We start from the raw sequence: 25,863 nt of genomic DNA on the forward strand, positions 1-25,863 counted from the left end.
GACGCTCAGGCTTGGACCAAAAGTCGTGTCAGCCCGTGGAAATGGTACGTGTTGGCATATTCCGGGGATTCGGCCAGTCGCAGGCCCGGACAGCGGTCAAAAAGAATCGGCAGAGCAATCCGCATTTCCAGCCGGGCCAGCGGGGCGCCGACGCAGAAATGCAAACCACCGCCAAAGCTCGTGTTGGCCTGAATGCTGCGGGTGGGGTCAAAGTTGTCCGGGTCGGTCCAGACGTCCGGGTCACGGTTGGCGGCCCCAAGCATCAACGCCACCTGATCGCCGCGGGCAAACTGATTGCCAAAAACCTCGACGTCCTCATAGGCATAGCGCGTGAACATATGTAGCGGCGGGTCGAAGCGCAGGATCTCCTCGACCGTCATGTCGATTGTGTCCGGGCTCCGGGCATCAGGGGTGGTTCCGGACTCCAAAAGTGTTTTGACGCCGTTGCCCAGCGAATGAACGGTTGCCTCATGGCCGGCGTTCAACAATAGGATGCAGGTAGCGATCAACTCGTCGCGTGACAGTTTCTCGCCGTCTTCCTCTGCCGTGATCAAACGGGTGATCAGATCATCTTTCGGTTCGGATCGGCGGTGAGGGACGTAGTCGTTCAGAAATGCTGAGAACTCGGCGGAGGCCTGTGCTGCCTGATCTTCGGTCTCACGGGTGCGGCTGGCCTGATACATGGCGACCATGGCGTGGGACCACTGCAACAACTGCGGTGCCATGCTCTCGGGTACACCTAGCAACCGGCAGATCGTGATCACCGGAACTTGCGTGCAATAGGCATCCAGAAGGTCGAATGGAGCATCGGGGAACGCGTCGATCAGGTCGTGACACAGCCTTTCGATGTCCGATGCGAGCGCTCCGATAGCCCGCGAGGTAAAAGCGCGCAGAACCAGAGCGCGAAGGCGGGTATGGCGCGGAGGTTCGGCTTCGAGCAGCGAATGCGCTTCGACCGTCAGCCACGGCGCAAGGTGATCGGGGCCTTTTGTGGCCATCTCTGACGGTACTTCGCGTCCGAAACGCCGATCGCGCAAAAGCGCCTGGACCGCCGCGTGAGACATCGCCGCGGGCATGTCGTAGTCCTGCCAGTACACCAGGTCACCCTGATCGCGCGCAGCCCGGTAGAAAGGGTAGGGGTTTTGAACAAATTCGGGCTCGGTCGGAGATTGGTGAACGGTCTTCATGCGGCGCAGACTTGCCATGCGGCGCTGTGAATGCAAGACCCTGTTCCATGCAAAGGGTTTGGGTCACGATTGGTTTTCTGTTCGCGGTCGCGCTGTTGTCGGCAGCCGTCTGGTCTTATGGGTACCGGCAGGCGCTCTCTCAGCTAAGCGAGAAAGCCGAAGCCGATCTGGAGTTGGCGTCGGATCGTCTGAGCACGCAGTTGCAGGTCTATCAGGAACTTGCGGTGCTGATGGCCGAGCACCCGGCGCTGCGGGCGTTGGACACCAGCGACCGGCGGCGGACGGCGCAGGCGCTTCTGCTGGAGGTCGCGGACAAGACTTCGGCGGTGGATGTTCTTTATGCAGACGAGACCGGGCGCGTTCTGGCCGCTGCGCGGGACGTGGTGAATGGCAACATGGCCGATCAGCCCGCGTTTCAACGCGCGCTGCACGGCGCTCTTGGCAGCTCGCACGGGGTTTTGCGCGACACGGGAAACCGGATCTATTCCTATGCGGCGCCTGCGTTTTCCGAGGATGGTCAGGTAACTGGAGCCCTGATGGTCATCGCGGATGTCGAAGACGTTGAAAGCACGTGGCGCGGCAGTACAGAGGCGGTGTTCTTCGTGGATCGTGCTGGCTCGGTCTTCATTTCCAACCGGTCCGAACTGCTGTTCTGGCAACGTCCGCCGGGGCAAATCGGCTTGCAGCCGGCTAATGGCAAGCCGGGCGCGTTTTCGTCTACACGTATGGGCCCGCACGAACTATGGTCGATCGGCTGGAGCCCGTACCTGCCGGATCGCGCCCTGCACCTGACCCGCGATCTGCCGGTGATCGGAATGACTGGCGAAGTCTTGATGGATGTGACGCCGGCACGACGTCTGGCCGGATTGCAGGCTGCTGCGGTCGCAGCGATCTGCCTTGCCTTCGGCGCGTTGCTTTTTCTGGCGACCGAACGGCGGCGTACTCTGGCCGAAGCCAATGCGGTGCTGGAGAGCCGGGTGGCCCAGCGGACCCGCGCTTTGACGGCCGCCAACGTGGCTCTGCGCCGCGAGGTGGCCGAGCGGCAAGAGGCCGAAGCGGCGTTGAAACGCGCGCAGGACGATCTGGTTCAGGCCGGCAAGCTGAGCGCTCTGGGGAAAATGTCGGCGGGCATCAGCCACGAATTGAATCAGCCGCTGATGGCGATCCGGCAATACGCCGACAATGGCACGGCCTTTCTGGCGCAGGGCAAGCCCGAAAAGGCCCGCGAAAACCTGGGGCGTATCTCGGACATGGCTGCCCGTATGGCACGCATTATCAAGAACTTGCGATCCTTTGCCCGCAATGAGAGCGAGCCGATGGGCAAGGTCGATCTGGTTCAGGTGCTCAATACGGCCGTCGAACTGACTGACGGTCGGTTGCGCTCGGACGGGGTCACGTTGATCTGGCAGCCGCCCAATGCACCTGTCTTTGCCTGGGGCGGAGAGGTGCGGCTGGTGCAGGTCTTTGTCAATCTGATCACCAATGCCGCCGACGCGATGACCGGTCGGGAAACCCGAAGCCTAACAATCACGCTGACCCGTGGCGAGCGGTTGATGGTCGCGGTGCGCGATACCGGCCCGGGCATTCAGGATCCCGATCGCGTTTTTGAGCCGTTCTACACAACCAAAACCGTTGGCTCATCCGAGGGAATGGGCCTTGGCCTTTCGATCTCATACGGTCTGGTCCAGAGTTTCGGAGGAGAGATAAGCGGCGCGAACATGCCCGACGGAGCAGAATTCACCGTCGAGTTGGAACCATTTGAGAAGGAAGCCGCGGCATGATCCGAACGGTTCTATTGGTCGATGATGACGCCGCCGTGCGCGAGGCGCTGGCCCAGACTCTGGAACTTGCGGACTATTCCGTAATTCCCGCTGGATCGTTTGTGGCTGCCAAAGACCATATCCGGGACGATTTCCCGGGTGTGATTGTCTCGGATATTCGGATGCCGGGACGGGATGGGTTTCATCTTCTGTCCTATGCCCGCGAGGTCGACTCGGAGTTGCCGGTCGTTCTGCTGACCGGCGAAGGCGACATACCGATGGCGGTGCAGGCTATGGGGCAGGGCGCGTTCGACTTCCTTGAGAAGCCCTGCGCCGCCGCCGATCTGCTTGCGGTTCTCAGCCGAGCGTTTGCCGCGCGCAGTCAGGTATTGGACCACCGGGCAGCCAAGCGCGAATTGGAGAAGGGCGATCCTGCGGCCCGTTTGTTGTTCGGATTGTCACCGCAGGCTGATGCATTGCGGAACAGGGTGCGCAGCGTTGCCCCAACTCAGGCCGAAGTTCTGGTCACCGGACCGCCGGGCAGCGGTATTTCGAAAGTCGCCGACGTCATCCATTTGATGTCGCCACGCGCGCAGGGGCCGTTCGTCAAGCGCCCGGCGTCAGGTCTGGGGGCGGATGCCCTGCAGGCGATATGCAAGGATGCGGCAGCCGGATCGTTGTTTCTGGATGAAGTCTCGGCCATGCCCGAGGCGACGCAATATGCGGCCCTGGAGATGATCGAAAACGGGCCCGGGGTCCGCATCATCGCCGGAACAACCGCGGATCTGGCCGAGATGGCGGCCGAGGGTCGGTTCAACGCAGACTTGTTCTATCGGTTGGACGTGATGCGGGTGCGCGTACCGTCTTTGGCCGAACGCCCCGAGGACATCCCGGTGATCTTTCGCCACTACGTCGCCCAGGCGGCCGAGCAGGCCGGGATCGCGGTACCTGATGTCTCGTCCGAACACTTGGCGTCATTGATGGCACGGGACTGGCCCGGCAACGCGCGTTCACTGATGTCAGCTGCGATGCGTTTTGTTCTGGGGATGCCCGAGGATGTTGCCGCCGCGGCCGATCTTGGGCTGAACGAACAGATGGCGCGCGTTGAGCGTTCGTTGCTGATTGCGGCCTTGGGTCGTCACAACGGAAGGGCGTCGGATGCGGCCAAGTCCCTGAAACTGCCGCGCAAGACGTTCTACGACAAATTGGCCCGCTACGGCATACGCCCTGAAGACTATCGGCGCTGACGCGGAACGATTCGCCCGATGATTCGATGTATGTGCGGTTTTTCGCACACTCGCGAATTTGGGTGTGCGGTTTCCCGCACAAATGTCTGCGATAACAAAATACTCATTGCGGATGTTCTATTTAAGCCAATGAAAAGTAATTAGAAAATCTGTCTTCTGCCAGTCGTTTTCGAATTGTTGAACGGTGACCGTCGATTCGTTTCACTCTTGCGCATCCGGCATCCCTATGGATGTCAAAGGAAGTTTCTTTGGAAGTCTGGGAGGAAAAGACAGATGAAATTCCTGGCAACAGCCGCCACCGCGCTTGCGCTTTCGGTTACCGCAACAGCGGGCTTCGCTGCCTGCGACGATGGCGAGATCGTCGTCAAGTTCGCGCATGTGACGAACACCGACAAACACCCCAAGGGCATCGCCGCATCGCTGCTCGAGCAGCGCGTGAACGACGAGATGAACGGCGTCATGTGCATGGAGGTCTATCCAAACTCGACCTTGTACAACGACGACAAGGTGCTTGAGGCGATGCTGCAGGGCGACGTGCAACTGGCCGCCCCGTCGCTTTCGAAGTTCGAGAAGTTCACCAAGCAGTTCCGTCTGTTCGACCTGCCGTTCATGTTCAAGAACATCGACGCGGTTGATGCGTTCCAGGCCTCGGCGGATGGCCAGGCAATGAAAGACAGCATGCAGCGCCGCGGCCTGCAGGGTCTGGCGTTCTGGCACAACGGCATGAAGCAGATGTCGGCCAACAAGCCGCTGATCGATCCTTCGGACGCCAACGGCCTGAAATTCCGCGTTCAGTCTTCGGACGTGCTGGTTGCGCAGATGGAAGCCATCGGTGGCAGCCCGCAGAAAATGGCCTTCTCGGAGGTCTATGGTGCTCTGCAGCAGGGCGTTGTGGACGGTCAGGAGAACACGTGGTCGAACATCTACGGCAAGAAGTTCTTCGAAGTGCAGGATGGCACCACCGAAACCAACCACGGCATCATCGACTATCTGGTTGTGACTTCGGTCGACTGGCTGGACAGCCTCGATCCGGAAGTGCGCGAGCAGTTCCTGACGATCCTGGCCGAGGTGACCGAAGAGCGCAACAAAGAGGCGTTTGCGGTCAACGAAAAGGCCAAGCAAGCCATCATCGACGCGGGCGGCTCGATCCGCGAGCTGACACCCGAGCAGCGTCAGGCCTGGGTTGATGCGATGAAGCCGGTTTGGGACAAGTTCTCCGGTGACGTTGGTCAGGACAAGATCGACGCCGCTCAGGCGATCAACGCCGGGTTCTGATCCGACACGCTGGTGTGCTCCGACGGTCGCAAGCCCGCCGGAGCACATACCAGGCGGGCCCAATCGCGCCCGCCACCTCGATAAATCAACAAAAATGGGGACAGAAAGATGTCTGGTGCGAAAACCGGCCCCGGTGGGCTGGTCGACCGAATCGAAGAAACCCTGATCGCGTTGCTTCTTGGCCTGATGACGGCCGTGACCTTTGCCAACGTGATCGCGCGTTTCGTCTTCAACTCCAACATCCTTTGGGCGCTAGAGCTGACCGTATTCACTTTCGGATGGCTGGTATTGCTGGGGGCGTCCTACGCCGTCAAGAAACACGCGCATCTGGGTGTGGATGCCATCCTGAATATGCTGCCTCCGGCACCGCGCAGGGTATTGGCACTGATCGCGGTGGGGTGCTGCCTCGTATTCTCGCTGCTGCTGCTGAAGGGGTCCTACGACTACTGGGCGGTTTTTGCCGACCTGCCTCCGACCTCTGGACGCTGGTTCCCCACGGGCTTTGATTTCGACGCTCGTAGTCAGAGCTTCTACGAGGTGGACGACATCCCCATGGTCGCGCCGCTACGGTTCCTCGAAGACCTCATCAACTATGGCGAGTACTACGAGAAGCTGCCCAAGGTCGTGCCGTATTTCGTCCTGCCGCTGTCGATGCTGCTGCTGGTGATCCGCTTTGCCCAGGCCGGGCTGCAGATCCTGCGCGGTGAGGCCGACCGTATTGTCGCAAGCCACGAGGTTGAGGACGAGATCGAAGAAGTCCGGGCCCTTCAGGGAGAACACGACTGATGGATGTAGTACTACTTTTTGCCATGGTCGTGGGCCTGCTGCTGATCGGCGTTCCGATCGCAGTTGCCCTAGGGCTGAGCTCGACCCTGTTTCTTCTGATCTACTCGGACAGCTCGCTGGCTTCGGTTGCCGGGACCCTGTTCGAGGCGTTCGAGGGCCACTTTACCCTGCTGGCCATCCCGTTCTTCATCCTCGCATCGTCCTTCATGACGACCGGAGGGGTGGCGCGTCGGATCATTCGGTTCTCGATCGCCTGCGTTGGTCACCTGCCTGGCGGTCTGGCAATTGCGGGCGTGTTCGCATGTATGCTGTTCGCCGCGCTGTCAGGATCGTCCCCGGCCACCGTTGTTGCGATCGGTTCGATCGTGATCGCCGGTATGCGGCAGGTCGGCTATTCCAAGGAATTCGCAGCTGGCGTCATCTGTAACGCCGGTACGCTGGGTATCCTGATCCCGCCGTCGATCGTCATGGTTGTCTACGCGGCCGCGGTCGAAGTCTCGGTCGGCAGGATGTTCCTGGCCGGTGTCATTCCGGGGCTCATGGCCGGGTTCATGCTGATGGTCACAATCTATGTGATGGCCAAGGTCAAGAACCTGCCGAAAGGTGATTGGAAAGGCTGGGGCGAGATATTTGCGTCCGCACGCGAAGCCGGTTGGGGTCTGTTCCTGATCGTCATCATCCTGGGCGGCATCTACGGGGGTATCTTCACACCGACCGAAGCGGCGGCGGTCGCGGCTGTATACGCCTTCTTCATCGCCAGCTTCGTCTACAAGGACATGGGGCCACTCAGCACCCAGGATGGTGAGCAAAACCTCTCGCTTGTGAAAAAGCCGCTGGCGCTGATCACGGCCTTTTTCCACCCCGACACCAAACATACGCTGTTTGAGGCCGGCAAGCTGACGGTCACCCTGCTTTTCGTCATCGCCAACGCGCTGATCCTCAAGCATGTTCTGACCGATGAGCAAGTGCCGCAACACATTGCCGGCGCGATGCTGTCGGCGGGGTTGGGGCCGATCACTTTCCTGATCGTGGTCAATGTGATCCTTCTGATCGGCGGTCAGTTCATGGAGCCCTCGGGCCTGCTGGTTATCGTGGCGCCGCTGGTGTTTCCGATTGCCATCGAACTGGGCATCGACCCGATCCATCTGGGCATCATCATGGTGGTGAACATGGAAATCGGGATGATCACGCCTCCGGTCGGTCTGAACCTGTTCGTTACGTCGGGCGTCGCGGGAATGCCGATGATGGCCGTCGTGCGCGCAGCACTGCCGTTCCTGGCCGTTCTGTTCGTCTTCCTGATCATGATCACGTATATCCCATGGCTGTCGACGGTGTTGCCCAACACCTTCATGGGCCCCGAGATCATTACGAACTAGACCATCGCAATCGATCCGAACCGGGCAACCGGTTCGGGTCACTATTTGCGCAGCCGGCTGACATCTGACAAGCCGGCACGCTGAATGGCCGGGCTTGAACTCACCACCGGTTCTTCCCACATAGTGACCGAGGACGACCTCCCCACCATGGGTGATCATTCGGGACGACCCGAATTTGATAGAGGTGTCCCCGATGTCCTGGATCTTTCTTCTTTTTGCCGGTTTGCTGGAAATCGTCTGGGCAGTTGCCATGAAGCAGTCTGCTGGATTCACGCGGCTCTGGCCGACCGTTGTAATGGGTGGAGCAATGGTTGGTTCGTTCGGTTTGCTGGCCCTGGCCATGCGCTCCTTGCCACTGGGAACCGCCTACGTGCTGTGGACGGGTATTGGCGCGGTCGGTGCGTTCTTGGTTGGTGTGATGTTTTTGGGCGAGGCACTGACCCCGCTGCGTGTCATCGCAGCGACGCTGATCGTGTCAGGCATGGTCGCAATGAAACTTGCGTGACTGGCACGTTGTTGACGCAGGCACCCGCGGTGGGCAGGCTGGGACCATTCTGACCACCGCAACCAACGAGTGCCGAAACATGCTGACCGATCATGACAAGCGCCTGATGCGCGTGGCTTACCAAGAAGCCAAAGCCGGTTTCGATGAGGGCGGTTGCCCGATCGGATCTGTACTGGCTCGGAACGGCATGATCATCTCGCAGGGCCGAAACCAAAGGGTTCAGAAGGGGGATCCGATCGCCCATGGCGAGATGGATGCGCTGCGCAAGGCAGGCCGGCAGAAGACGTACCGAGATACCGTTCTGTATACCACTTTGTCTCCGTGCATGATGTGCGCCGGAACGATCGTTCAGTTCGGTATCCCACGCGTGGTCATCGGTGACACGAAAAACTTCGGCGGCAACGAAGACTTCCTGCGCGACCGAGGAGTCGAGGTTGTTTTGGCCGAAGACCCGGACTGCATCGCCCTGATGCGTAGGTTCGTGACCGAACAGCCCGAGCTTTGGGCCGAGGACATCGCGGACTGAGCGTGCGTAAACCGGTCAGGTCTGTTCCAGCGCGGAAATGATGCCCGAGAAATCGCGTGCCTTCAGGCTTGCACCGCCGACCAGCGCGCCGTCCACGTTTGACACTCCGAAAATCTCCGCCGCGTTGTCCGGCTTGACCGAACCGCCGTAGAGCAAACGAACCGACCGGCCGACACCTTCGCCAAATCGCCGTTCAAGTCTGGCGCGAATGAAATCGTGGACTTCGCCGATTTCTGCCAAGGTGGGAACCTTCCCGGTGCCGATGGCCCAGATCGGTTCGTAAGCCACGACGAGGTTCTCTCCGGTAGCAAGATCCGGGATCGATCCGGACAACTGTCCGCCAATGATATCGAGCGTATTGGCCGCTTCTCGCTGTTCAAGGCTTTCGCCGACGCAGATGATTGCGGTCAGGCCCGCGTTCATGGCCGCCCGGGCCTTGGCGCGGATATCGTCGTCTTTCTCGCCGTGGTCTTCGCGCCGTTCCGAATGCCCGACGATTACGCTGGTCGCGCCGGCGTCTTTCAGCATCTCGGCGCTCAGATCACCCGTATGGGCACCCGAAACCTCGGCGTGGCAATCCTGTCCGCCGATGGCGACGCCCGAGCCTTGCACGGCTTGTGCGGCCCGGTGGATCAGAGTTGCCGGAGGGCAGATCAGAATATCGACCGTCGGAGAAGGGTGCATTGCAGTCAGCGTGTCCAACTCGGACAGAGCAGCCCCGGTTCCGTTCATTTTCCAGTTTCCGGCTGCCAGTCTGCGTCGCATAGCGGGGTCTCCGTGATCTTTCGTGCGTTTCTATCCAGTTAGCACCCGGATCAAGGTCTGACAATTGTGCTTGGGTCGCCGTGCGCGGGCGAGTCGCGCGACGGACCAACCTGGGTGAACTCAACCAGACGGTGCCGGCAGCAGTTCACCTGCCCACAAACGCTGCAGGCTTGGCGTGCCTCAGCGCTGTTCGGCGAGGTTTTCGTCGAACTTGATCGACTCGCCGCAGCCACAGGCATCGACGACATTGGGATTTTTGAACTTGAACCCGGATTCCAGCAGCGAGACCTCGTAGTCGATCTCTGTTCCGAACAGAAACATCTGAGCCATCGGAGCGATCATGACCCGCGCCCCATCCTGTTCGACCACTTCGTCATGCGGGTCCGGCTGATCGACATACTCCATGGTATATTCCATACCGGCGCAGCCACCTTTCTTGACGCCAATCCGCAGACCGGCATGGCCGCCCGACGTCATCAGGCGGAGGATTTGCTCTGCAGCTTTGGGCGTCATCGTCACGGCCTGTTTGCCGGGAATGCCGAACATCGTCGTCTCCATTTTCGCGCGTTATCCCTAATCTAAGGCCGCAAGGGCCCGGGCTCAAGAGAGCGCGGTGCCACAAGTTTGCTCCTCGCGGGTTTTGACCGTACCGTACGGGTAAAGGCAGGGTTTGCCGATGAGATCGAATTGACAGCAGAACAAGGTGGGTTTCGATGATGTTGCGGATTTCAAATAAGGTTGGCTTTTGCCGGCAGGTTGCGTTTTTGGCTCTTCTGGTGGCCGGCAGTGCCGTTCATGCCGCGGGCGATCACAAGCGGCACCCGGTGAATTGCTCGACCGCCGAAGGCGACCTGCGCGCAATTGCGGCGGAAAAGAAACACGCCGAGGATCAGCAGGCGGAAAGTGTAGTCGCGATCACGCCGGCCGGGGCGCTGCTTGGATTGATCTCTGGAACAGAACAGAAGCGGTTGCAGATGCTGTCGGGTGACTATGTCAAGAAGCTGGACGACCGCGCCGCCGAGATCAAAGCAGAGTGCAACGTGAAGTGAGTGCACCTCAGCGAGTAAAATAGGGCCGCTCTCGGGCAAGAACGGCCCAGTATTGCGGAGCCTCGGCAGGGGGGCGGTATACGCTCCAACGTGGTCGCCATTGACTGCTGGAGCGATATTTGAGTTGCCGAGTTCCTGTGACGGGTCCGACTGCGAAGCCCGCGTTGTAGTTGTTGCGCATCAACGTAACGGTTCGACGACCGATCCGTGACAACTGGGTTTCAGGTTTGTGACGTTTCCCGCGCGCTCAGCGCGGCAGGCGCTTACATAAAGCCAAGTTCCAGCCTGGCTTCGTCGGACATCATCTCCATGCCCCAGGGTGGTTCCCAGGTCAGTTCGACATCCACCTCCTTGACCCCGGCAACGGGCTCGATGGCCTCGACGATCCAGCCGGGCATGTCACCGGCTACCGGGCAGCCCGGAGCGGTCAGGGTCATGATGACTTTGACTGCGTTGTCGCTGCTGATGTCGATCGTGTAGATCAGCCCAAGGTCATAGATATTGACCGGAATTTCAGGGTCATAGACAGTCCTGCAGGCCTCGACCACGGATTCGTACAGAGGGTGCTCAACGGTCGAAGGCGCAATCAGGGGCGTGCCTTCAAGCTGTTCGCTGGGGTGGGTCATGAATGCCTCGGGTTGTTACCTGAGCAATTATATAGGGAAAGCTAAAGGCAGCGTCCAGAGGGGGTAGGGCGCCCCGCTACAGGGCGCCGCACCGGTCAGTCGTTGATATCATGGTCAAACGTCCTGACTTGCCCATGTGGCAGCGCGAACATGCGCCGCAGAACTAGCCATGCGATCAACGACAAGGTGGCGAAGATCAAAAGCAGGACGGGCAGGTTCGGGGCCAAGCCGGGGATGACCAGAAGGATTCCGGTGATAGCCGCGCCGATAGCGAAGCCAAGGAAGATGAAACCTGGCAAGGCCACTTCCAGAATGCCCAGCGCCAGTGCGGCTGCCAGCCATACCCACCACGTCAGCCAGAACGGATCTGCCATCATTTGCCTCCCTTGAGCATTTTGAAGGCGTCGCCAAACGCTTCGAGCGCATTTGCGGGCACAACAATCGTCTGGCTGCCTCCGCTTTTGCCCATCGCATTCAATGCCTCAACTTGTTTCAGCGCAACTTGATATTGGGCGGCTTCGATCCCGTTGTCCTGGATGGCCTTTGCGACGACGCCGGTTGCGTAGGCTTCCGCGTCCGCCTGCACGCGGCGCGCCTTGGCGGCTTGTTCCGCCGCATACAGCTCGGCGTCGGCCTGCAGTTCGACCGCGCGTTTCTGGCCCTCGGCTTCGGTCACCTGCGCGCGACGGGCGCGTTCGGCATTCAACTGCTGCAGCATGGCGTCGCGGGTCGCCTGATCCAGGTTTACGTCCAGAATTTCGGCGCGGGTTACCTCGATCCCCCAGTCGTCAACCGCGGTTTCGACGCTTTCTTGAATGCGTTCAATCAGTTGCGCGCGATTTGACTGAACCTCGTCCAGGTCCATTTTGCCGATTTCGGCCCGCACGATACCAGCGACGGTCGTTGCGATGGCGCCGTCGACGTCCCGAATGCGGTAGACGGTCTTTTCAGGCTCGAGGATGCGGTAGAAGACCGAAGTATCGATCTGCACCAACACGTTGTCTTTGGTGATCGCGTCCTGCGTCGCATTGGGCAGCTGACGTTCCAGGATGGATATCTTGTGGCGCGCAACGTCCAGAAAAGGAACGATAAAGTTGATCCCGGGGCCCAGCACAGAGTGGAGGCGTCCGAACCGTTCGACCACGTATTTCTCGGATTGTGGAACGATCTTGATACCCTTGAGGATGATGACGACGACCAAAGCCGCCCCAAGCAGGTAGATGATGTTCGATGATAGCAGTCCGATGATCTGGTCTTCGGTCATTTCTGTCCTCATTTTTTGTGTACGATGGTATACATTTGGGGATTGAAGGGCTGAATTTCAACTTAGCTATGAAATGAACCGAACAGGATATCCATGCAAGGTAATTGGGACAAAGCACGGAGATTTCGGGTTGTGACTGCTTTGCATCCGCCGTTGATTCCGCTATCGGGGCGAAATGAAACTGATTATCGACACCGACCCCGGCATCGACGATGCCATGGCGATCGCTTACGCCGCCGCCGCTCCGGAAATTGACCTGATCGGCCTGACTACGGTCTTTGGCAATACGCATGTCCAGCAGTCCAGCCGGAACGCGCGGTTTCTGGCTTACAAGCTTGGGCTGGACATACCTGTGGCACAGGGCGCAGCGTTTCCATGGGAAGCTGACGCACACACGCCCTCTAAGCACGTGCATGGGGATGAGGGTTTTGGCGATGTGGTCGATGTGCCCGAGATCGGCGCGAACCACGACCTGAGCGCAGCCGAGTTTCTGGTCGAGATGGCCCGGCGTCACAAGAAGGACCTGACGGTATGTGCGGTTGGGCCGCTGACCAACATTGCCGATGCGATACGTCTGGATCCGGATTTTGCTCAGAACATCGGCCAATTGGTCATTATGGGCGGTGCGGTCTTCTGTCCCGGCAACATCACCGAACACGCCGAGGCGAATATTTATCACGATGCGAAAGCCGCAGACGAGGTGTTTGCCCAGCCCGCTCCGACGGTTCTGGTGGGTCTGGATGTGACCCTGAAAACGCTTTATCGCGCGGCTGATTTCGAGGAACTGGCACGACGTGCGCCTGAAATCGGTGGGTTTCTGAACGATATCTCTCAGTTCTATCTGGATTTCTACCGCGATATTGCCGGGTTGGACGGTTGCGGTCTTCATGACTCGACGGCCGTCATCGCCTGTTCGCACCGTGCGATGTTCGAAATTCAAGAAACAGGTTTGAAGGTGGTAACCGAAGGGCCCGAGGTTGGGGCAACCCGGCCGGACCCGTCTCGCCCACCATTGCAGGTGTGTTGTGACGTCGTTGGTCAGCAGGTGGTGGACCTGTTCACGCAAAGGGTTGCCAGCTTGCCCTGACGGGTTGCAATGGCCGGGCAGATCGGGCAAATCCTGCCCGGTTCAGCGACCCGAGGCGATGACATGACCCAGCGTTTCTCATTCGAATTGAAGGCCACCGACGGCAAGGCTCGCACCGGCGTTATCCACACGCCGCGGGGCGAGGTGCGCACGCCTGCCTTCATGCCCGTGGGCACCGCCGCGACGGTCAAGGCGATGATGCCCGAAAGCGTGCGTGCGACCGGGGCGGACATCCTGTTGGGCAACACCTATCACCTGATGCTGCGGCCCACGGCCGAACGGATCGACCGTCTGGGCGGGCTGCACAAATTCATGAACTGGGAGCGCCCGATCCTGACCGACTCGGGCGGGTTTCAGGTGATGTCCCTGGCGGGTCTGCGCAAGCTGACCGAGAAGGGCGTGACCTTCAAATCGCATATCGACGGGTCCAAACACGAGCTGACACCCGAGCGGTCGATGGAGATCCAGCGCCTGCTGGGGTCGGACATCGTGATGTGTTTCGACGAATGCCCCGCATTGCCTGCCGACCGCGACCGGATCGCCGAGTCGATGCGCCTGTCGATGCGATGGGCCGAACGGTCGCGCGAGGCCTTTGGCGATCGGCCCGGCCATGCGCTGTTCGGGATCATGCAGGGCGGGTTGGAGCGCGACCTACGCGAGGAAAGCGCCGAGGCGCTGAAGGCCATCGGGTTCGAAGGATATGCCGTTGGTGGCCTCGCGGTGGGCGAGGGGCAGGAGGCCATGTTCGACTGTCTGGACTATGCGCCTGATTTCCTGCCGACCGATAAGCCGCGCTATCTGATGGGCGTGGGCAAGCCCGACGACATCGTGGGCGCCGTGGCGCGCGGGATCGACATGATGGATTGCGTGCTGCCGTCGCGCTCGGGACGGACGGGGCAGGTGTTCACCCGCCGCGGGGTCGTGAACATCAAGAACGCCCGCCACGCCGACGATCCGCGTCCGCTGGACGAACAGTGCACGTGCCCAGCCTGCTCGAATTACTCGCGCGCCTACCTGCACCATGTATTTCGGGCCAACGAAATGATTTCGGGCATGCTGCTGACCTGGCACAATCTGCATTATTTCCAAGAGATCATGCAGGGTATGCGGGACGCCATCGCCGCCGGTGCATTCGAGGTCTGGCAGGCCGAGTTCCATGCGCAGCGGGCGCTGGGTGATATCGAGCCGCTCTAACGGGCGTGTTGGGCGACCCAAGTCAAAATCAGTGGATATGTTGCCGCGATGCCTTGCAGTCGGGGAAACCTCGGGCCATTCTGATTTGTACAGGTAAGGCGACGAGGTTGAAATGGGGCGGTCCGCGCCCCACCTTTATCGTCCGAGAAAGGAGATGGCCGACGGCTGCCTGAAACAGGGGTCAGTGCCATCTTGCCAATGATAAGGATAGAGCATGCAAGAGCCTCTTAATTCCTCATACCCCGTTCTGCCGCTGCGCGACATTGTCGTGTTTCCGCACATGATCGTCCCGCTGTTCGTGGGGCGCGAAAAGTCGGTGCGCGCGCTGGAAGAGGTGATGCAGGATGACAAGCAAATTCTGCTGTCCAGTCAAGTTGATCCTTCCGTCGACGACCCGACCCAGGACGGTATCTACCGCAGCGGCGTTCTGGCAAATGTCCTGCAGTTGCTCAAATTGCCCGATGGCACTGTCAAAGTGCTGGTCGAAGGGCAGGCACGCGTCAAGATTTCGGAGTTCATTGAGAATGAAGAATTCTTTGAGGCCCGCGCCGAATACCTGACCGAAATTCCCGGCGACGTAACGACGACGCAGGCGCTTTTGCGTACCGTCGCCGATGAGTTCGAGCGGTACGCCAAAGTTCGCAAGAACATTCCGGAAGAAGCCCTGACCGCTGTCAGCGAGACAACCGATCCGGCGAAACTGGCCGATTTGGTTTCGGGTCACCTTGGCATCGAGGTCGAACAGAAGCAGGACCTGCTGGAAACGCTCAGCATCAGCGAGCGTCTGGAAAAGGTCTATGGCCTGATGCAGGGCGAGATGTCGGTTCTTCAGGTCGAGAAGAAGATCAAGACCCGCGTCAAGTCGCAGATGGAGAAGACCCAGCGCGAATACTATCTGAATGAGCAGATGAAGGCCATTCAGAAGGAGCTGGGCGATGGTGAGGACGGCGCGAACGAGATCGCCGAGCTGGAAGCCAAGATCGCCGAGACCAAGCTTTCGAAAGAAGCCCGCGAAAAGGCGGAAGGCGAGCTGAAAAAGCTCAAGAACATGTCGCCGATGTCGGCCGAAGCGACAGTGGTGCGCAACTATCTGGATTGGATCCTGTCGCTGCCTTGGGGCACCAAGTCTCGGGTCAAGAAAGACCTTGGCCGGGCGCAGCAGATCCTCGATGCCGATCACTATGGCCTCGAAAAGGTCAAGGAACGGATCGTCGAGTATCTGGCGGTTCAGCAGCGCTCGAAGAAGTTGAAAGGCCCGATCATGTGCCTTGTCGGCCCTCCGGGCGTGGGCAAGACCTCGCTTGGGAAGTCGGTCGCCAAGGCCACGGGGCGCGAGTTCATCCGCATCTCGTTGGGTGGGGTGCGCGATGAATCCGAGATCCGCGGCCACCGCCGGACCTATATCGGCTCGATGCCCGGCAAGATCATCCAAGCGCTGAAAAAGGCGAAAACCACGAACCCGCTGATCTTGCTCGATGAAATCGACAAGATGGGGCAGGATTTCCGTGGTGATCCGGCTTCGGCCATGCTCGAGGTGCTGGACCCGGAACAGAACAGCACGTTCATGGACCACTATCTTGAGGTCGAATACGACCTGTCCAACGTGATGTTCCTGACCACGTCCAACAGCTACAACATGCCTGGGCCGCTTCTGGACCGGATGGAGATCATTCCGCTGGCCGGCTACACCGAGGACGAAAAGCGCGAGATCGCAAAGCAGCATCTGATCTCCAAGCAGGTGAAGAACCACGGGCTGAAAGCCAAAGAGTTCGAACTGACCGATGAGGCGTTGACCGCGATCATCCGCACCTATACCCGCGAGGCCGGTGTGCGGAATCTTGAGCGCGAGATTGCCAAGGTGGCGCGCAAATCGTTGACCCGGATCATCAAGAACGAGACCGACCGGGTTGTCGTGACGGCTGAGAACCTGCACGAATTCCTGGGTGTGCCCAAGTTCCGTTACGGTTTGGCTGAACAGGATGATCAGGTCGGCGTTGTGACCGGTCTGGCCTGGACCTCGGTCGGTGGCGACCTGCTGCATATCGAGGCGTTGAAGCTGCCAGGCAAGGGTCGGATGAAGACCACAGGCAAGCTGGGCGATGTGATGAAGGAATCCATCGACGCGGCTTCGTCTTATGTGCGGTCGATTTCGCCTCAGATCGGGGTCAAACCGCCGCAGTTCGACAAGATCGACATCCACGTGCACGTGCCTGACGGCGCGACGCCCAAGGATGGACCCAGCGCCGGCCTGGCGATGGTGACTTCGATCGTGTCGGTTCTGACCGGTATCCCGGTCCGCAAGGACATCGCCATGACGGGCGAAGTTTCGCTGCGTGGCAACGCCATGCCGATCGGCGGGTTGAAGGAGAAACTGCTCGCGGCTCTGCGGGGTGGCATCAAGACGGTGCTTATTCCGGAAGAGAACGAGAAGGATTTGGCCGACATCCCCGAAAACGTGAAGGAAGGGCTGGAGATCATCCCGGTCAAGCACGTGTCCGAAGTTCTTGAGCGCGCCTTGGTGCGCAAACCTGAGCCGATCGAATGGGATGAGGCCGCCGAAGAAGCCGCAGCCGCAGCGGCCAAGGCTTCGGATAACAGCGGACCTTCAGCCACGGCGCACTGATCTGAAAACAACGAGAAGGGCGGGGAATAATCCCCGCCCTTTCTGATTCAAAGCCCGATTACAGGTTTTGATGGGTCCAGAACTTCTTCCTCGGCTATGTAGCGCTGGAATTTCTCAGGGGGCAGGGCGGACCGGACTGCGATCCAGAAAATGGTCGATGACAGCAGGGTGCACAACAAGATGTCCCACCCGAACGGGATCAGGTGCAGCGCGCCGTCTCCGAATTGACCAAGAAACGAGATCAACCCAAGTCCGGCCAGATAGGGCGCGAGCCACAAGGCCTGTTTGAGATCCATCTGTTCCAGGCGTCCCCGAAACCGCACCAAAAGCAGGAGCAGTCCGATCAGAAGGGTGATGCCCAGGCGCCAGACCGTATCCCAGCCGCTCCAGTAGACGATCAGAGTTGCAATCGCAAAGGCCAGCATTCCGACAAAACCAACCGCTGGAACGCGGATCGAGCGGGGCCTGTCTGGCAGTAGGCTGCGCAGGCATACAACGGCGATGGGGCCCACGGCGAAGGACAGGACGATCGCTGCCCCGTTCAGGGCGATCACTGTCTCAAAGGGAATGGTCAAAAGGAAAAGGGTGCCAATCACGAAGTTGAGCACCAGCGCCCAGATGGGCACACCAAACGCCGACAGGTGTCGGATGCGCGCGGGCAGAAACCCGTTCTGCGACAGGGCCATCGCGATCCGGGCGTTCGAACCGGTGGCCACGAGGGCGTTTCCGAACGGCCCGATCACCGAGCCGACGTTGAGGATGCTGATGAACCACAATATCCCGACGGACATTATGACCCCGTCCAAAGGGCCTTCTCCGGCAAAACTCAGCTTGGCCCAGCCCTGCGCCAGCATCTGAGGGTCGAGCGAGCCGATGAAAGCGATCTGCAGGCCCAGATAGATCGCCGCACACATGATGATCGACAATACAAGCGCCGCCGGAATGTCGAATTTCGGGTTTCGCACCTCGCCTGCCATGTCGACCACATGCCTGAACCCGATGAACGAGAAGATTACACCACCGGTCGAAACGGCGGCCATTATTCCCTTGAGCCCATACGGTGCGAACCCCTCGGGCTGCGTGAAGTTCTCGGCATTGAAACGTGAAAGGATCAGCACCACGGACAACAGGATTGGAATGGCCACTTTTGCGCTTGTTATCATTGTGTTGACCCGCGCAAAGAACTTTACGCCAAGCATGTTAATCAGGACGAAGAACACCATGAATGCCAAGGCCACAGCCTGTCCGGGCGCGGTCAGGTCACCAGATGGCGCATGCAGCCAGCGTGCATAGGGTGCGAGGTAGGACAGCATCGCCTCGACCTCGATCGGAGCGGTCGTATTGTAACCGATCCAGGCAGTCCAACCCATCGTCATGGCGACGATATTGCCGTGTGAAAACTGCGGAACCCGAGCGATCCCTCCGGGGATCGGCAACATGGCAGAGATTTCGGCGAATGTGATGGCCAGAATGAACATTGCGACGGCCCCGATGACCCAGGATAAAACGGCCGCGGGGCCTGCGTGCTGAACGGCCAGAAGCGGCCCGAACAGCCAGCCTGAGCCAATGATTCCTCCGACAGATATGAATGTCAGACCCACCAGGCCGATGTCGCGCTTTAGTTCGGCCATGCATGTCCCTGATTGCCATGCCGGTGCTGCACCGGCCCGAACTCAAGGATAGACGCCGAGTCACATCCGTTTCAAGCGTCGAAAAAGAGAGGGAATGGTGGGTGATAAGAGATTTGAACTCCTGACATCTTCGATGTGAACGAAGCGCTCTACCACTGAGCTAATCACCCGTAGGGCGGCGTATTACAGTGCTTTTTATCCGGCTGCAAGAGGGGAGATACGCGGTATTTTCGCCATATCCGGACAAGACCGATTGGGTTCTTGCCCGGTCCGATAACTCTGAGCGTCTAACACGTAGCGCAGCCCAAATGCGGTCAATGCGGCGAGCCAGCTGCGCTAAATTGAAACCGAAACAAATGAAGCCTTGGTATGAACCAAACACTGATCGCTGAATTCGTTTCGGAACTAGGAAACGACTGCAACGTGGACGGCTAGGAAAGCCAAGCGAATTGTGTCGAGGGGGATTTTGCAGGGTAACTGGTAGCAGTAGAAACCGCCGTCTGACTTTTCGTTGGAGAAGTCGACGTTTTTGATGGCTCAGCGATGGCAACCGAGGGTTAGGGTGTCTCAGCGCCGGCGCTATCCCAAAGGAGTAAGCCAAACGCGCTCGGGAACAAATTTTCCGGTTCGTGCAAAAAACTTGAAAACGCCGCTTGACGATGCCCGGGCGTGGCCATAATACACCCCAACGTTCAGCAATGAACGGGCAGCGGGCGGTTGTAGCTCAGTTGGTTAGAGTACCGGCCTGTCACGCCGGGGGTCGCGGGTTCGAGCCCCGTCAACCGCGCCATCGCTGCCAGCCTTTGATCCGGGCAAACGGATCGACATAGACCCTAATGCGCGGTTGTAGCTCAGTTGGTTAGAGTACCGGCCTGTCACGCCGGGGGTCGCGGGTTCGAGCCCCGTCAACCGCGCCACTTCTCCTCAAAAGTCGTTGCGTTCCCTGTGGACACAGGGCTGCTTTTCTGGACAATCGGTCCCGGCAGGTAGCACGCAGTCGGGGTTTTCGATGGTCAGCTTGAACCGCGTCGTCATGGTTCGGGAAAGCAAGAAATGGATACGGAGTCTGGGGCCCGAGGCGCTGGACTGCGCCGAAATTTCGGGAAAATGGGGAACGCAATTCGGATTTCGCAGCCATACCCAGATCTGGCATCGTAAACACGATATCTGCAAAGGCCCGCTGATGGATGAGCGCGCGGAGGTTCGGCAATTCGATCTGATACTGGCCAACCAGGTCTGGGAACATCTGGACCGGCCCTATGAAGCCACTCTGAACGTGCTCGAAATGCTGCGGCCGGGAGGGTGGTTCTGGTTGGCCGTGCCGTTCTTCATCCCGTTCCATGCGGCTCCGAACGACTGTTCGCGTTGGTCGGCGCGGGGATTGCGCAACTTGCTGACCGAATGCGGCTTTGATCCGGAAGGTATACAGGCCGCGCAATGGGGCAACCGTCAGGCGGCTTTGCGGAACCTCGAACCGGTCTGGCCGCCCGTCTACGACCCCGAAACCGACAGTCTGGAAAACGACCCGGATTTTCCGATCTGTGCCTGGGCCATGGCACAAAAGAGCGAAGACGGGTGAGCCAAGCGGAGAAAATCTGCTCGTTCACACTTTGTTCTAACTTTTCGGTTGGAGACTCAGCGTCGCTCGCCTATCTCTAGGACACTTGTGTGTTGGGGGCCTGAATGGCTGAGCTGAAGAATATCGAGGTGCGCGGCGCGCGCGAGCACAACCTGAAAAACATTGACGTGGACATTCCGCGCGATCAGCTGGTTGTCATCACGGGTCTGTCCGGGTCAGGAAAGTCGTCCTTGGCCTTCGATACGATCTATGCCGAGGGCCAGCGCCGCTATGTCGAAAGCCTTTCGGCCTATGCGCGCCAGTTTCTGGACATGATGGAAAAGCCCGATGTTGATCACATTAGCGGCCTGTCCCCGGCGATCTCGATCGAGCAGAAGACCACGTCGAAAAACCCACGCTCGACCGTGGGAACGGTGACCGAGATCTATGACTATCTGCGCCTGCTGTTCGCGCGCGCAGGCACGCCCTACAGCCCTGCCACCGGTTTGCCGATCGAAGCCCAGCAGGTTCAGGACATGGTCGATCGGATCATGGCGATGGAGGAGGGCACCCGAGGCTATCTGCTGGCGCCCATCGTTCGCGACCGCAAGGGTGAGTACAAGAAAGAGTTTCTGGAACTGCGCAAGCAGGGGTTCCAGCGCGTCAAGGTCGATGGCCAGTTCTACGAACTGGACGAGCCGCCGACGCTGGACAAGAAGTTCCGCCATGACATCGACGTGGTTGTTGACCGGATCGTCGTGCGCGAGGGGATGGAGACCCGCCTGGCCGACAGCCTGCGCACCGCGCTGGACCTGGCCGATGGCATCGCGATACTGGAGACCGCCCCGCGCGAGGGCGAGCCCGAGCGCATCACGTTCTCCGAGAATTTTGCCTGTCCGGTCAGTGGGTTCACCATCCCCGAGATCGAGCCGCGCCTGTTTTCGTTCAACGCGCCCTTTGGGGCTTGCCCGGATTGCGACGGGCTGGGGGTCGAGCTGTTTTTCGATGAACGGCTTGTGGTGCCTGATCAGACCTTGAAACTGTATGACGGTGCGTTGGCCCCGTGGCGCAAGGGTAAGTCGCCGTATTTCCTGCAGACGATCGAAGCGATCGCGCGCCACTATGAGTTCGACAAGAACACGCCGTGGAAGGACCTTCCGGCGCATGTTCAGCAGGTGTTTCTGCATGGCTCGGGCGATGATGAAATTCAGTTCCGCTATGACGAGGGCGGTCGGGTCTATCAGGTGACCCGCAGCTTCGAGGGCGTGATCCCGAACATGGAGCGCCGCTATCGCGAAACCGACAGCGCGTGGATCCGCGAGGAATTCGAGCGGTATCAGAACAACCGTCCCTGCCACACCTGCGAGGGCTATCGCCTGCGCCCCGAGGCGCTGGCCGTCAAGATTGCCTGGCTGCATGTCGGCCAGGTGGTCGAGATGTCGATCAAGGAAGCTCTGGCCTGGGTCGAGGACGCGCCGAACCATCTGAGCGCCCAGAAAAACGAGATTGCCCGCGCGATTCTCAAAGAGATTCGCGAGCGGCTGGGATTTCTGAATAACGTAGGTTTGGAGTACCTTACGTTATCTCGTTCAAGTGGTACCCTGTCAGGCGGCGAAAGCCAGCGCATCCGGTTGGCCAGCCAGATCGGCTCGGGCCTGACCGGGGTGCTTTACGTGCTGGACGAACCCTCGATCGGGTTGCATCAGCGCGACAATGACCGCCTTTTGGGCACGCTGAAGAACCTGCGCGATCAGGGCAACACCGTGATTGTCGTCGAGCATGACGAGGAAGCCATCCGCGAGGCCGACTATGTGTTCGACATCGGCCCCGGTGCCGGCGTGCATGGCGGGCAGGTGGTCAGCCACGGCACGCCCGAGCAGATCGCGGCAGATGCGGCCTCGATCACGGGGCAGTATCTGTCGGGGGTTCGAGAAATTCCGGTGCCCGCCGAGCGGCGCAAGGGGAACAAGAAAAAGGTAACGGTTGTAAAAGCTTCGGGCAACAACCTCAAAGACGTGACGGCCGAGTTTCCGCTGGGCAAGTTCGTCTGCGTGACCGGGGTGTCGGGCGGCGGCAAGTCAACCCTGACGATCGAGACGCTGTTCAAGACCGCCTCGATGCGTCTGAATGGTGCGCGTCAGACGCCTGCGCCCTGCGAAACGATCAAGGGGCTGGAACATCTGGACAAGGTGATCGACATCGACCAGCGGCCCATCGGGCGCACGCCACGGTCGAACCCGGCCACATATACCGGCGCCTTCACCCCGATCCGCGACTGGTTCGCCGGTCTGCCCGAGGCGAAGGCGCGGGGCTACAAGCCCGGGCGGTTCAGTTTCAACGTCAAGGGCGGGCGCTGCGAGGCCTGTCAGGGCGACGGAGTCATCAAGATCGAGATGCATTTCCTGCCCGACGTCTATGTCACCTGCGAGACCTGCAAGGGCGCGCGTTACAACCGCGAGACGCTCGAGATCAAGTTCAAGGGCAAGTCCATCGCCGACGTGCTGGATATGACGGTCGAAGACGCGCAGGAGTTCTTCAAGGCCGTACCCTCGATCCGCGACAAGATGGATGCGCTGGCACGCGTGGGGCTGGGCTACATCAAGGTCGGCCAGCAGGCCACGACCCTGTCGGGCGGCGAGGCGCAGCGAGTCAAGCTTTCGAAAGAGCTGGCAAAACGTTCGACGGGCCGGACCCTGTACATTCTGGACGAGCCCACAACCGGCCTGCATTTCGAAGATGTGCGCAAGCTGTTGGAAGTGCTGCATGAACTGGTCGATCAGGGCAATACTGTCGTCGTGATCGAACACAATCTGGACGTGGTGAAAACCGCCGACTGGATCATCGACATCGGCCCTGAGGGTGGCGATGGCGGCGGCGAGATCGTTGCCGTGGGCGCCCCGGAAGAGGTCGCCGAATGCGAGCGCAGCCACACCGGGCGATACCTCAAGCCGATGCTGAACCCCGAGCGCGTGGCGGCCGAATAGGGCGCCTGCGCGTCAGTACAGAATATCCGCCACCGCGCCGATAAGGTTCAGCACTTTGCGCGTATCGGGGTCGATTCTGTAGACGTAGTCGCCCGCGCGAACGTAGTTGCCGCCACGTTTCAGGCCATAGCGGTACGGATCGTCGATCCAGACATAGTCGCGATCAATCCGGTCTCCGACCTTGTACCAGTTCTTGGCCTGACCGGGCGGGACGCAGGGCACGGCCTTCTTGGCCAACCCGGGCGGGCATTTGGCAACGGATTTTGCGCCCTTCTGCGGGGCCGCACGTTCGACCGAGAACGTGTCCTTGGTCTTTCCTTTGCCTTTGCTGTTGTCAGCCAGTGTCGCGACCGGGGTCAGTGACAGGCCGGCAAGCAGTGCAATATGCATAAGTGTCTTCATGGGCGGTTCCCCTCGGTTTGTCGCGCCGTCATGCCGCGTTTCCCGATATTTTGGAATGACCGCCCGAAGTGCAAGCCCTGGGCGGCGAAATGCCGCCCAAGCTCAGCCGCGGCCGCGCTTTTCGAACCGGGGCAGCATGGCCGAGAAATCCATTCCCTTGCCGTCTTCGGCTTCGACGAACTGTTCGTAAAGCGCAGTGGCGATCTGGCCCATCGGCGTGTCGGCGTCGGCGCTTTCGGCGGCCTGCTGGCTGAGCCGCAGGTCCTTGAGCATCAGCTCGGCAGCGAAACCGGGCTTGTAGCCGTTGTCCGCAGGTGACTGCGGCCCGACACCGGGGGCGGGGCAATAGGCGTTCATGCTCCAGCTGTAGCCCGACGAGGTGCTGACCACGTCGAACATCTTCTGACGGTCCAGGCCCAGCTTGTCGGCCAGGGCAAAGGCCTCGCAAGTGGCGATCATGGTGACACCCAGGATCATGTTGTTGCAGATCTTGGCGGCCTGACCGGCGCCCGCCGCGCCGCAATGCACCGCCTTCTGGCCCATGATCTCGAACAGCGGGGCCGCCTTGGCAAAGGCCGCGTCCGAGCCGCCGGCCATGAAGGTCAGCGTGCCTGCGGCCGCGCCACCGATTCCGCCCGAAACGGGCGCGTCCACGGCCAGAAGCCCGGCCTGTTCGGCCTGGTCCGCCACGGCGCGGGCGCTGTCCACATCGACGGTCGAGCAGTCGATGAACACCGCGCCTTTCTCCATCTGCGGAATGATCTGATCGGCCACCGCGCGCAGGATGTCACCGTTGGGCAGCATGGTAATGACCGCCTCGGCCCCGCGGACCGCATCAAGGGCCGTTTCGGCCTTGGTCACGCCCTCGACCGACGCGCCCACGGTGTCGAACCCGGTCACGTCGTGACCGGCCTTGGCCAGATTGGCCGCCATCGGCGCGCCCATGTTGCCCAGGCCAATGAATCCGATCTTCATGTTTCACTCCTCCTCGAATGTCAGCGTGTCCGCGCCCAGCGGCATCAGCATCCGTGATACCGCCGCGGCCGGTACGTTCATGTCCGCAAACTGCCATTTCGGGTTGCGGTCCTTGTCGATGATCTGCGCCCGGATACCTTCGAGAAAGTCGCCATGCTCCATCGACCGGAAGGTAAAGCGGTATTCCAGCTCCAGCGCCTTGCGCATGGTCAGGGCCGGGCCGCGCAGGCGGTGCAGCATCTCGATCGCGCAGGCCATGGACAGCGGCGAATTGCGGCCCATCGCCTCGAGCGCGCCTCGGGTGAATTCGGTGTCGCCATTGCGCAGGTCGGTCAGCACGTCGCCCAGAGTTTCACCACCGAAGAAACGGTCGATGTCGTCCTGCGGTAGGGTGCGGTCCGGGGCAGGGGCGGCGTGTTCGGCCAGCAACTCGGCTTGGCCCGAGGCCTCGAGCATCTCGATCATGTCGGGCCAATTGTCCTGCGGGATGAAGTGGTCGGCGAACCCGGCATAGATCGCGTCGCCCGGACCCATGCGCGCGCCGGTGACGCCCAGATATTCGCCCAACCGCCCCGGCGCCAGCGCCAGCAGCAGCGATCCACCCACATCCGGCACCAGCCCGATCGAGCATTCGGGCATCGCGATCTTCGAGCTTTCGCCGACGATCCGGTGTGTGCCGTGGCAGCCGATGCCTACGCCGCCGCCCATCGTAAAGCCCTGCAGGAAGCTGACCACGGGCTTGGGATACTCGAAGATCATCGCGTTCAGGCGGTATTCATCGCGCCAGAACTTCTGCCCATAGGCATAGTCCCCCTTGGTGCCCGTTGTGTACAACTCGGCGATGTCTCCGCCCGCGCAAAAGGCCTTTTCGCCCTCGGCATCCAGGATGACCAGATCGACCTCGTCATCCTCGCGCCAATTGCGCAGGGCGGTGTCGATGGCCATGCACATCTCGTAGCTCAGCGCATTCAGGGCCTTGGGTCGGGTCAGGGTGATCCGGCCGGCGCGGCCCGTGGTGCGGATGTCGATATCGGACATGGAAA

At 60.3% G+C, this 25,863-nt stretch carries 23 protein-coding genes and 3 tRNA genes; 15 read left to right on the forward strand and 11 right to left on the reverse strand.

From position 1 onward, the window contains the following. Positions 1-5: 5 nt before the first annotated feature. Entirely contained in the window at positions 6-1,187 is a 1,182-nt protein-coding gene (locus tag ACR0MM_RS01795; RefSeq protein ID WP_480694101.1) for a cytochrome P450, read from the reverse strand. Between the two features lie 47 nt (positions 1,188-1,234). Between ACR0MM_RS01795 and ACR0MM_RS01800 the strand changes: the two genes are divergently transcribed. The 7 genes from ACR0MM_RS01800 to ACR0MM_RS01830 all read left to right on the forward strand — a co-directional run bounded on the left by ACR0MM_RS01800 (position 1,235) and on the right by ACR0MM_RS01830 (position 8,662). After that, positions 1,235-2,968, forward strand: coding sequence for a sensor histidine kinase (locus tag ACR0MM_RS01800; RefSeq protein WP_480694103.1), 1,734 nt, complete (start codon positions 1,235-1,237; stop codon positions 2,966-2,968). Further along, a complete protein-coding gene (locus ACR0MM_RS01805; protein WP_480694105.1) occupies positions 2,965-4,194 on the forward strand; it encodes a sigma-54-dependent transcriptional regulator in 1,230 nt (409 codons plus the stop codon). Before ACR0MM_RS01800 ends, ACR0MM_RS01805 begins: the two co-directional genes overlap by 4 nt. Before the next feature lie 273 nt (positions 4,195-4,467). Next, positions 4,468-5,469, forward strand: coding sequence for a DctP family TRAP transporter solute-binding subunit (locus ACR0MM_RS01810; protein ID WP_170357656.1), 1,002 nt, complete (start codon positions 4,468-4,470; stop codon positions 5,467-5,469). A 108-nt stretch (positions 5,470-5,577) separates the two neighbouring features. After that, a complete protein-coding gene (locus tag ACR0MM_RS01815) occupies positions 5,578-6,255 on the forward strand; it encodes a TRAP transporter small permease (protein WP_170338826.1) in 678 nt (225 codons plus the stop codon). Continuing rightward, positions 6,255-7,631 carry a TRAP transporter large permease gene (locus ACR0MM_RS01820; protein WP_170338824.1) on the forward strand — a complete coding sequence of 459 codons (1,377 nt, stop codon included), beginning with the start codon at positions 6,255-6,257 and terminating at the stop codon, positions 7,629-7,631. The genes ACR0MM_RS01815 and ACR0MM_RS01820 overlap by 1 nt, the downstream gene beginning before the upstream one ends. A 193-nt stretch (positions 7,632-7,824) precedes the next feature. Beyond that, entirely contained in the window at positions 7,825-8,136 is a 312-nt protein-coding gene (locus ACR0MM_RS01825; RefSeq protein WP_170357657.1) for a DMT family transporter, read from the forward strand. Beyond that, positions 8,129-8,662 carry a nucleoside deaminase gene (locus tag ACR0MM_RS01830; RefSeq protein ID WP_480694107.1) on the forward strand — a complete coding sequence of 178 codons (534 nt, stop codon included), beginning with the start codon at positions 8,129-8,131 and terminating at the stop codon, positions 8,660-8,662. The genes ACR0MM_RS01825 and ACR0MM_RS01830 overlap by 8 nt, the downstream gene beginning before the upstream one ends. A 15-nt stretch (positions 8,663-8,677) precedes the next feature. On the opposite strand, the gene tpiA is transcribed toward ACR0MM_RS01830, so the two are convergent. Continuing rightward, complete coding sequence (gene tpiA / locus ACR0MM_RS01835) at positions 8,678-9,427, reverse strand: triose-phosphate isomerase (RefSeq protein WP_480694109.1); 750 nt, start codon at positions 9,425-9,427, stop codon at positions 8,678-8,680. Positions 9,428-9,607: 180 nt separating this feature from the next. Further along, on the reverse strand, positions 9,608-9,973 hold the full coding sequence (locus tag ACR0MM_RS01840; protein ID WP_170338817.1) for a HesB/IscA family protein: 366 nt from the start codon (positions 9,971-9,973) through the stop codon (positions 9,608-9,610). A 218-nt stretch (positions 9,974-10,191) separates the two neighbouring features. On the opposite strand from ACR0MM_RS01840, the gene ACR0MM_RS01845 reads away from it, so the two are divergent. Further along, entirely contained in the window at positions 10,192-10,476 is a 285-nt protein-coding gene (locus ACR0MM_RS01845) for a hypothetical protein (protein WP_480694111.1), read from the forward strand. A 263-nt stretch (positions 10,477-10,739) separates the two neighbouring features. On the opposite strand, the gene ACR0MM_RS01850 is transcribed toward ACR0MM_RS01845, so the two are convergent. The 3 genes from ACR0MM_RS01850 to ACR0MM_RS01860 all read right to left on the reverse strand — a co-directional run bounded on the left by ACR0MM_RS01850 (position 10,740) and on the right by ACR0MM_RS01860 (position 12,366). Next, positions 10,740-11,102 carry an SUF system Fe-S cluster assembly protein gene (locus ACR0MM_RS01850; RefSeq protein ID WP_170339389.1) on the reverse strand — a complete coding sequence of 121 codons (363 nt, stop codon included), beginning with the start codon at positions 11,100-11,102 and terminating at the stop codon, positions 10,740-10,742. A gap of 95 nt (positions 11,103-11,197) precedes the next feature. Then, positions 11,198-11,476 carry an NfeD family protein gene (locus ACR0MM_RS01855; RefSeq protein WP_093962948.1) on the reverse strand — a complete coding sequence of 93 codons (279 nt, stop codon included), beginning with the start codon at positions 11,474-11,476 and terminating at the stop codon, positions 11,198-11,200. Further along, the gene (locus ACR0MM_RS01860; RefSeq protein WP_170338815.1) at positions 11,476-12,366 is read right to left on the reverse strand and encodes an SPFH domain-containing protein; all 891 of its coding nucleotides are present in this window, start codon (positions 12,364-12,366) and stop codon (positions 11,476-11,478) included. Before ACR0MM_RS01860 ends, ACR0MM_RS01855 begins: the two co-directional genes overlap by 1 nt. 175 nt (positions 12,367-12,541) lie before the next feature. On the opposite strand from ACR0MM_RS01860, the gene ACR0MM_RS01865 reads away from it, so the two are divergent. The 3 genes from ACR0MM_RS01865 to lon all read left to right on the forward strand — a co-directional run bounded on the left by ACR0MM_RS01865 (position 12,542) and on the right by lon (position 17,270). Then, positions 12,542-13,453, forward strand: a complete 912-nt coding sequence (locus tag ACR0MM_RS01865) for a nucleoside hydrolase (protein ID WP_480694113.1) — start codon at positions 12,542-12,544, stop codon at positions 13,451-13,453. 63 nt (positions 13,454-13,516) lie between these two features. After that, complete coding sequence (gene tgt / locus ACR0MM_RS01870) at positions 13,517-14,647, forward strand: tRNA guanosine(34) transglycosylase Tgt (protein WP_170363557.1); 1,131 nt, start codon at positions 13,517-13,519, stop codon at positions 14,645-14,647. Positions 14,648-14,861: 214 nt separating this feature from the next. Further along, on the forward strand, positions 14,862-17,270 hold the full coding sequence (lon, locus tag ACR0MM_RS01875; protein ID WP_170338810.1) for an endopeptidase La: 2,409 nt from the start codon (positions 14,862-14,864) through the stop codon (positions 17,268-17,270). 47 nt (positions 17,271-17,317) lie between these two features. On the opposite strand, the gene ACR0MM_RS01880 is transcribed toward lon, so the two are convergent. Both ACR0MM_RS01880 and ACR0MM_RS01885 read right to left on the reverse strand, forming a co-directional pair. Beyond that, positions 17,318-18,901 (reverse strand): APC family permease, encoded by a 1,584-nt coding sequence (locus ACR0MM_RS01880; RefSeq protein ID WP_480694115.1) that lies wholly within the window; start codon positions 18,899-18,901, stop codon positions 17,318-17,320. Positions 18,902-18,996: 95 nt separating this feature from the next. Next, positions 18,997-19,071: transfer RNA gene (locus ACR0MM_RS01885), tRNA-Val, on the reverse strand. A gap of 543 nt (positions 19,072-19,614) precedes the next feature. Between ACR0MM_RS01885 and ACR0MM_RS01890 the strand changes: the two genes are divergently transcribed. The 4 genes from ACR0MM_RS01890 to uvrA all read left to right on the forward strand — a co-directional run bounded on the left by ACR0MM_RS01890 (position 19,615) and on the right by uvrA (position 23,443). After that, positions 19,615-19,691: transfer RNA gene (locus ACR0MM_RS01890), tRNA-Asp, on the forward strand. 50 nt (positions 19,692-19,741) lie between these two features. After that, positions 19,742-19,818 (forward strand) — tRNA-Asp (locus tag ACR0MM_RS01895). A gap of 92 nt (positions 19,819-19,910) precedes the next feature. Continuing rightward, entirely contained in the window at positions 19,911-20,480 is a 570-nt protein-coding gene (locus ACR0MM_RS01900) for a methyltransferase domain-containing protein (protein ID WP_170508557.1), read from the forward strand. A gap of 104 nt (positions 20,481-20,584) precedes the next feature. Further along, a complete protein-coding gene (uvrA, locus tag ACR0MM_RS01905; protein WP_480694117.1) occupies positions 20,585-23,443 on the forward strand; it encodes an excinuclease ABC subunit UvrA in 2,859 nt (952 codons plus the stop codon). 12 nt (positions 23,444-23,455) lie between these two features. On the opposite strand, the gene ACR0MM_RS01910 is transcribed toward uvrA, so the two are convergent. The 3 genes from ACR0MM_RS01910 to ACR0MM_RS01920 form a co-directional block, all read right to left on the reverse strand. Continuing rightward, the gene (locus ACR0MM_RS01910) at positions 23,456-23,845 is read right to left on the reverse strand and encodes a hypothetical protein (protein WP_480694119.1); all 390 of its coding nucleotides are present in this window, start codon (positions 23,843-23,845) and stop codon (positions 23,456-23,458) included. 102 nt (positions 23,846-23,947) lie between these two features. Then, positions 23,948-24,820 carry a 3-hydroxyisobutyrate dehydrogenase gene (gene mmsB, locus ACR0MM_RS01915; protein ID WP_480694121.1) on the reverse strand — a complete coding sequence of 291 codons (873 nt, stop codon included), beginning with the start codon at positions 24,818-24,820 and terminating at the stop codon, positions 23,948-23,950. Positions 24,821-24,823: 3 nt separating this feature from the next. Beyond that, the gene (locus tag ACR0MM_RS01920; protein WP_480694123.1) at positions 24,824-25,858 is read right to left on the reverse strand and encodes an enoyl-CoA hydratase/isomerase family protein; all 1,035 of its coding nucleotides are present in this window, start codon (positions 25,856-25,858) and stop codon (positions 24,824-24,826) included. Positions 25,859-25,863 lie beyond the last annotated feature (5 nt).

It is taken from the genome of Ruegeria sp. BC6 (assembly GCF_056539185.1).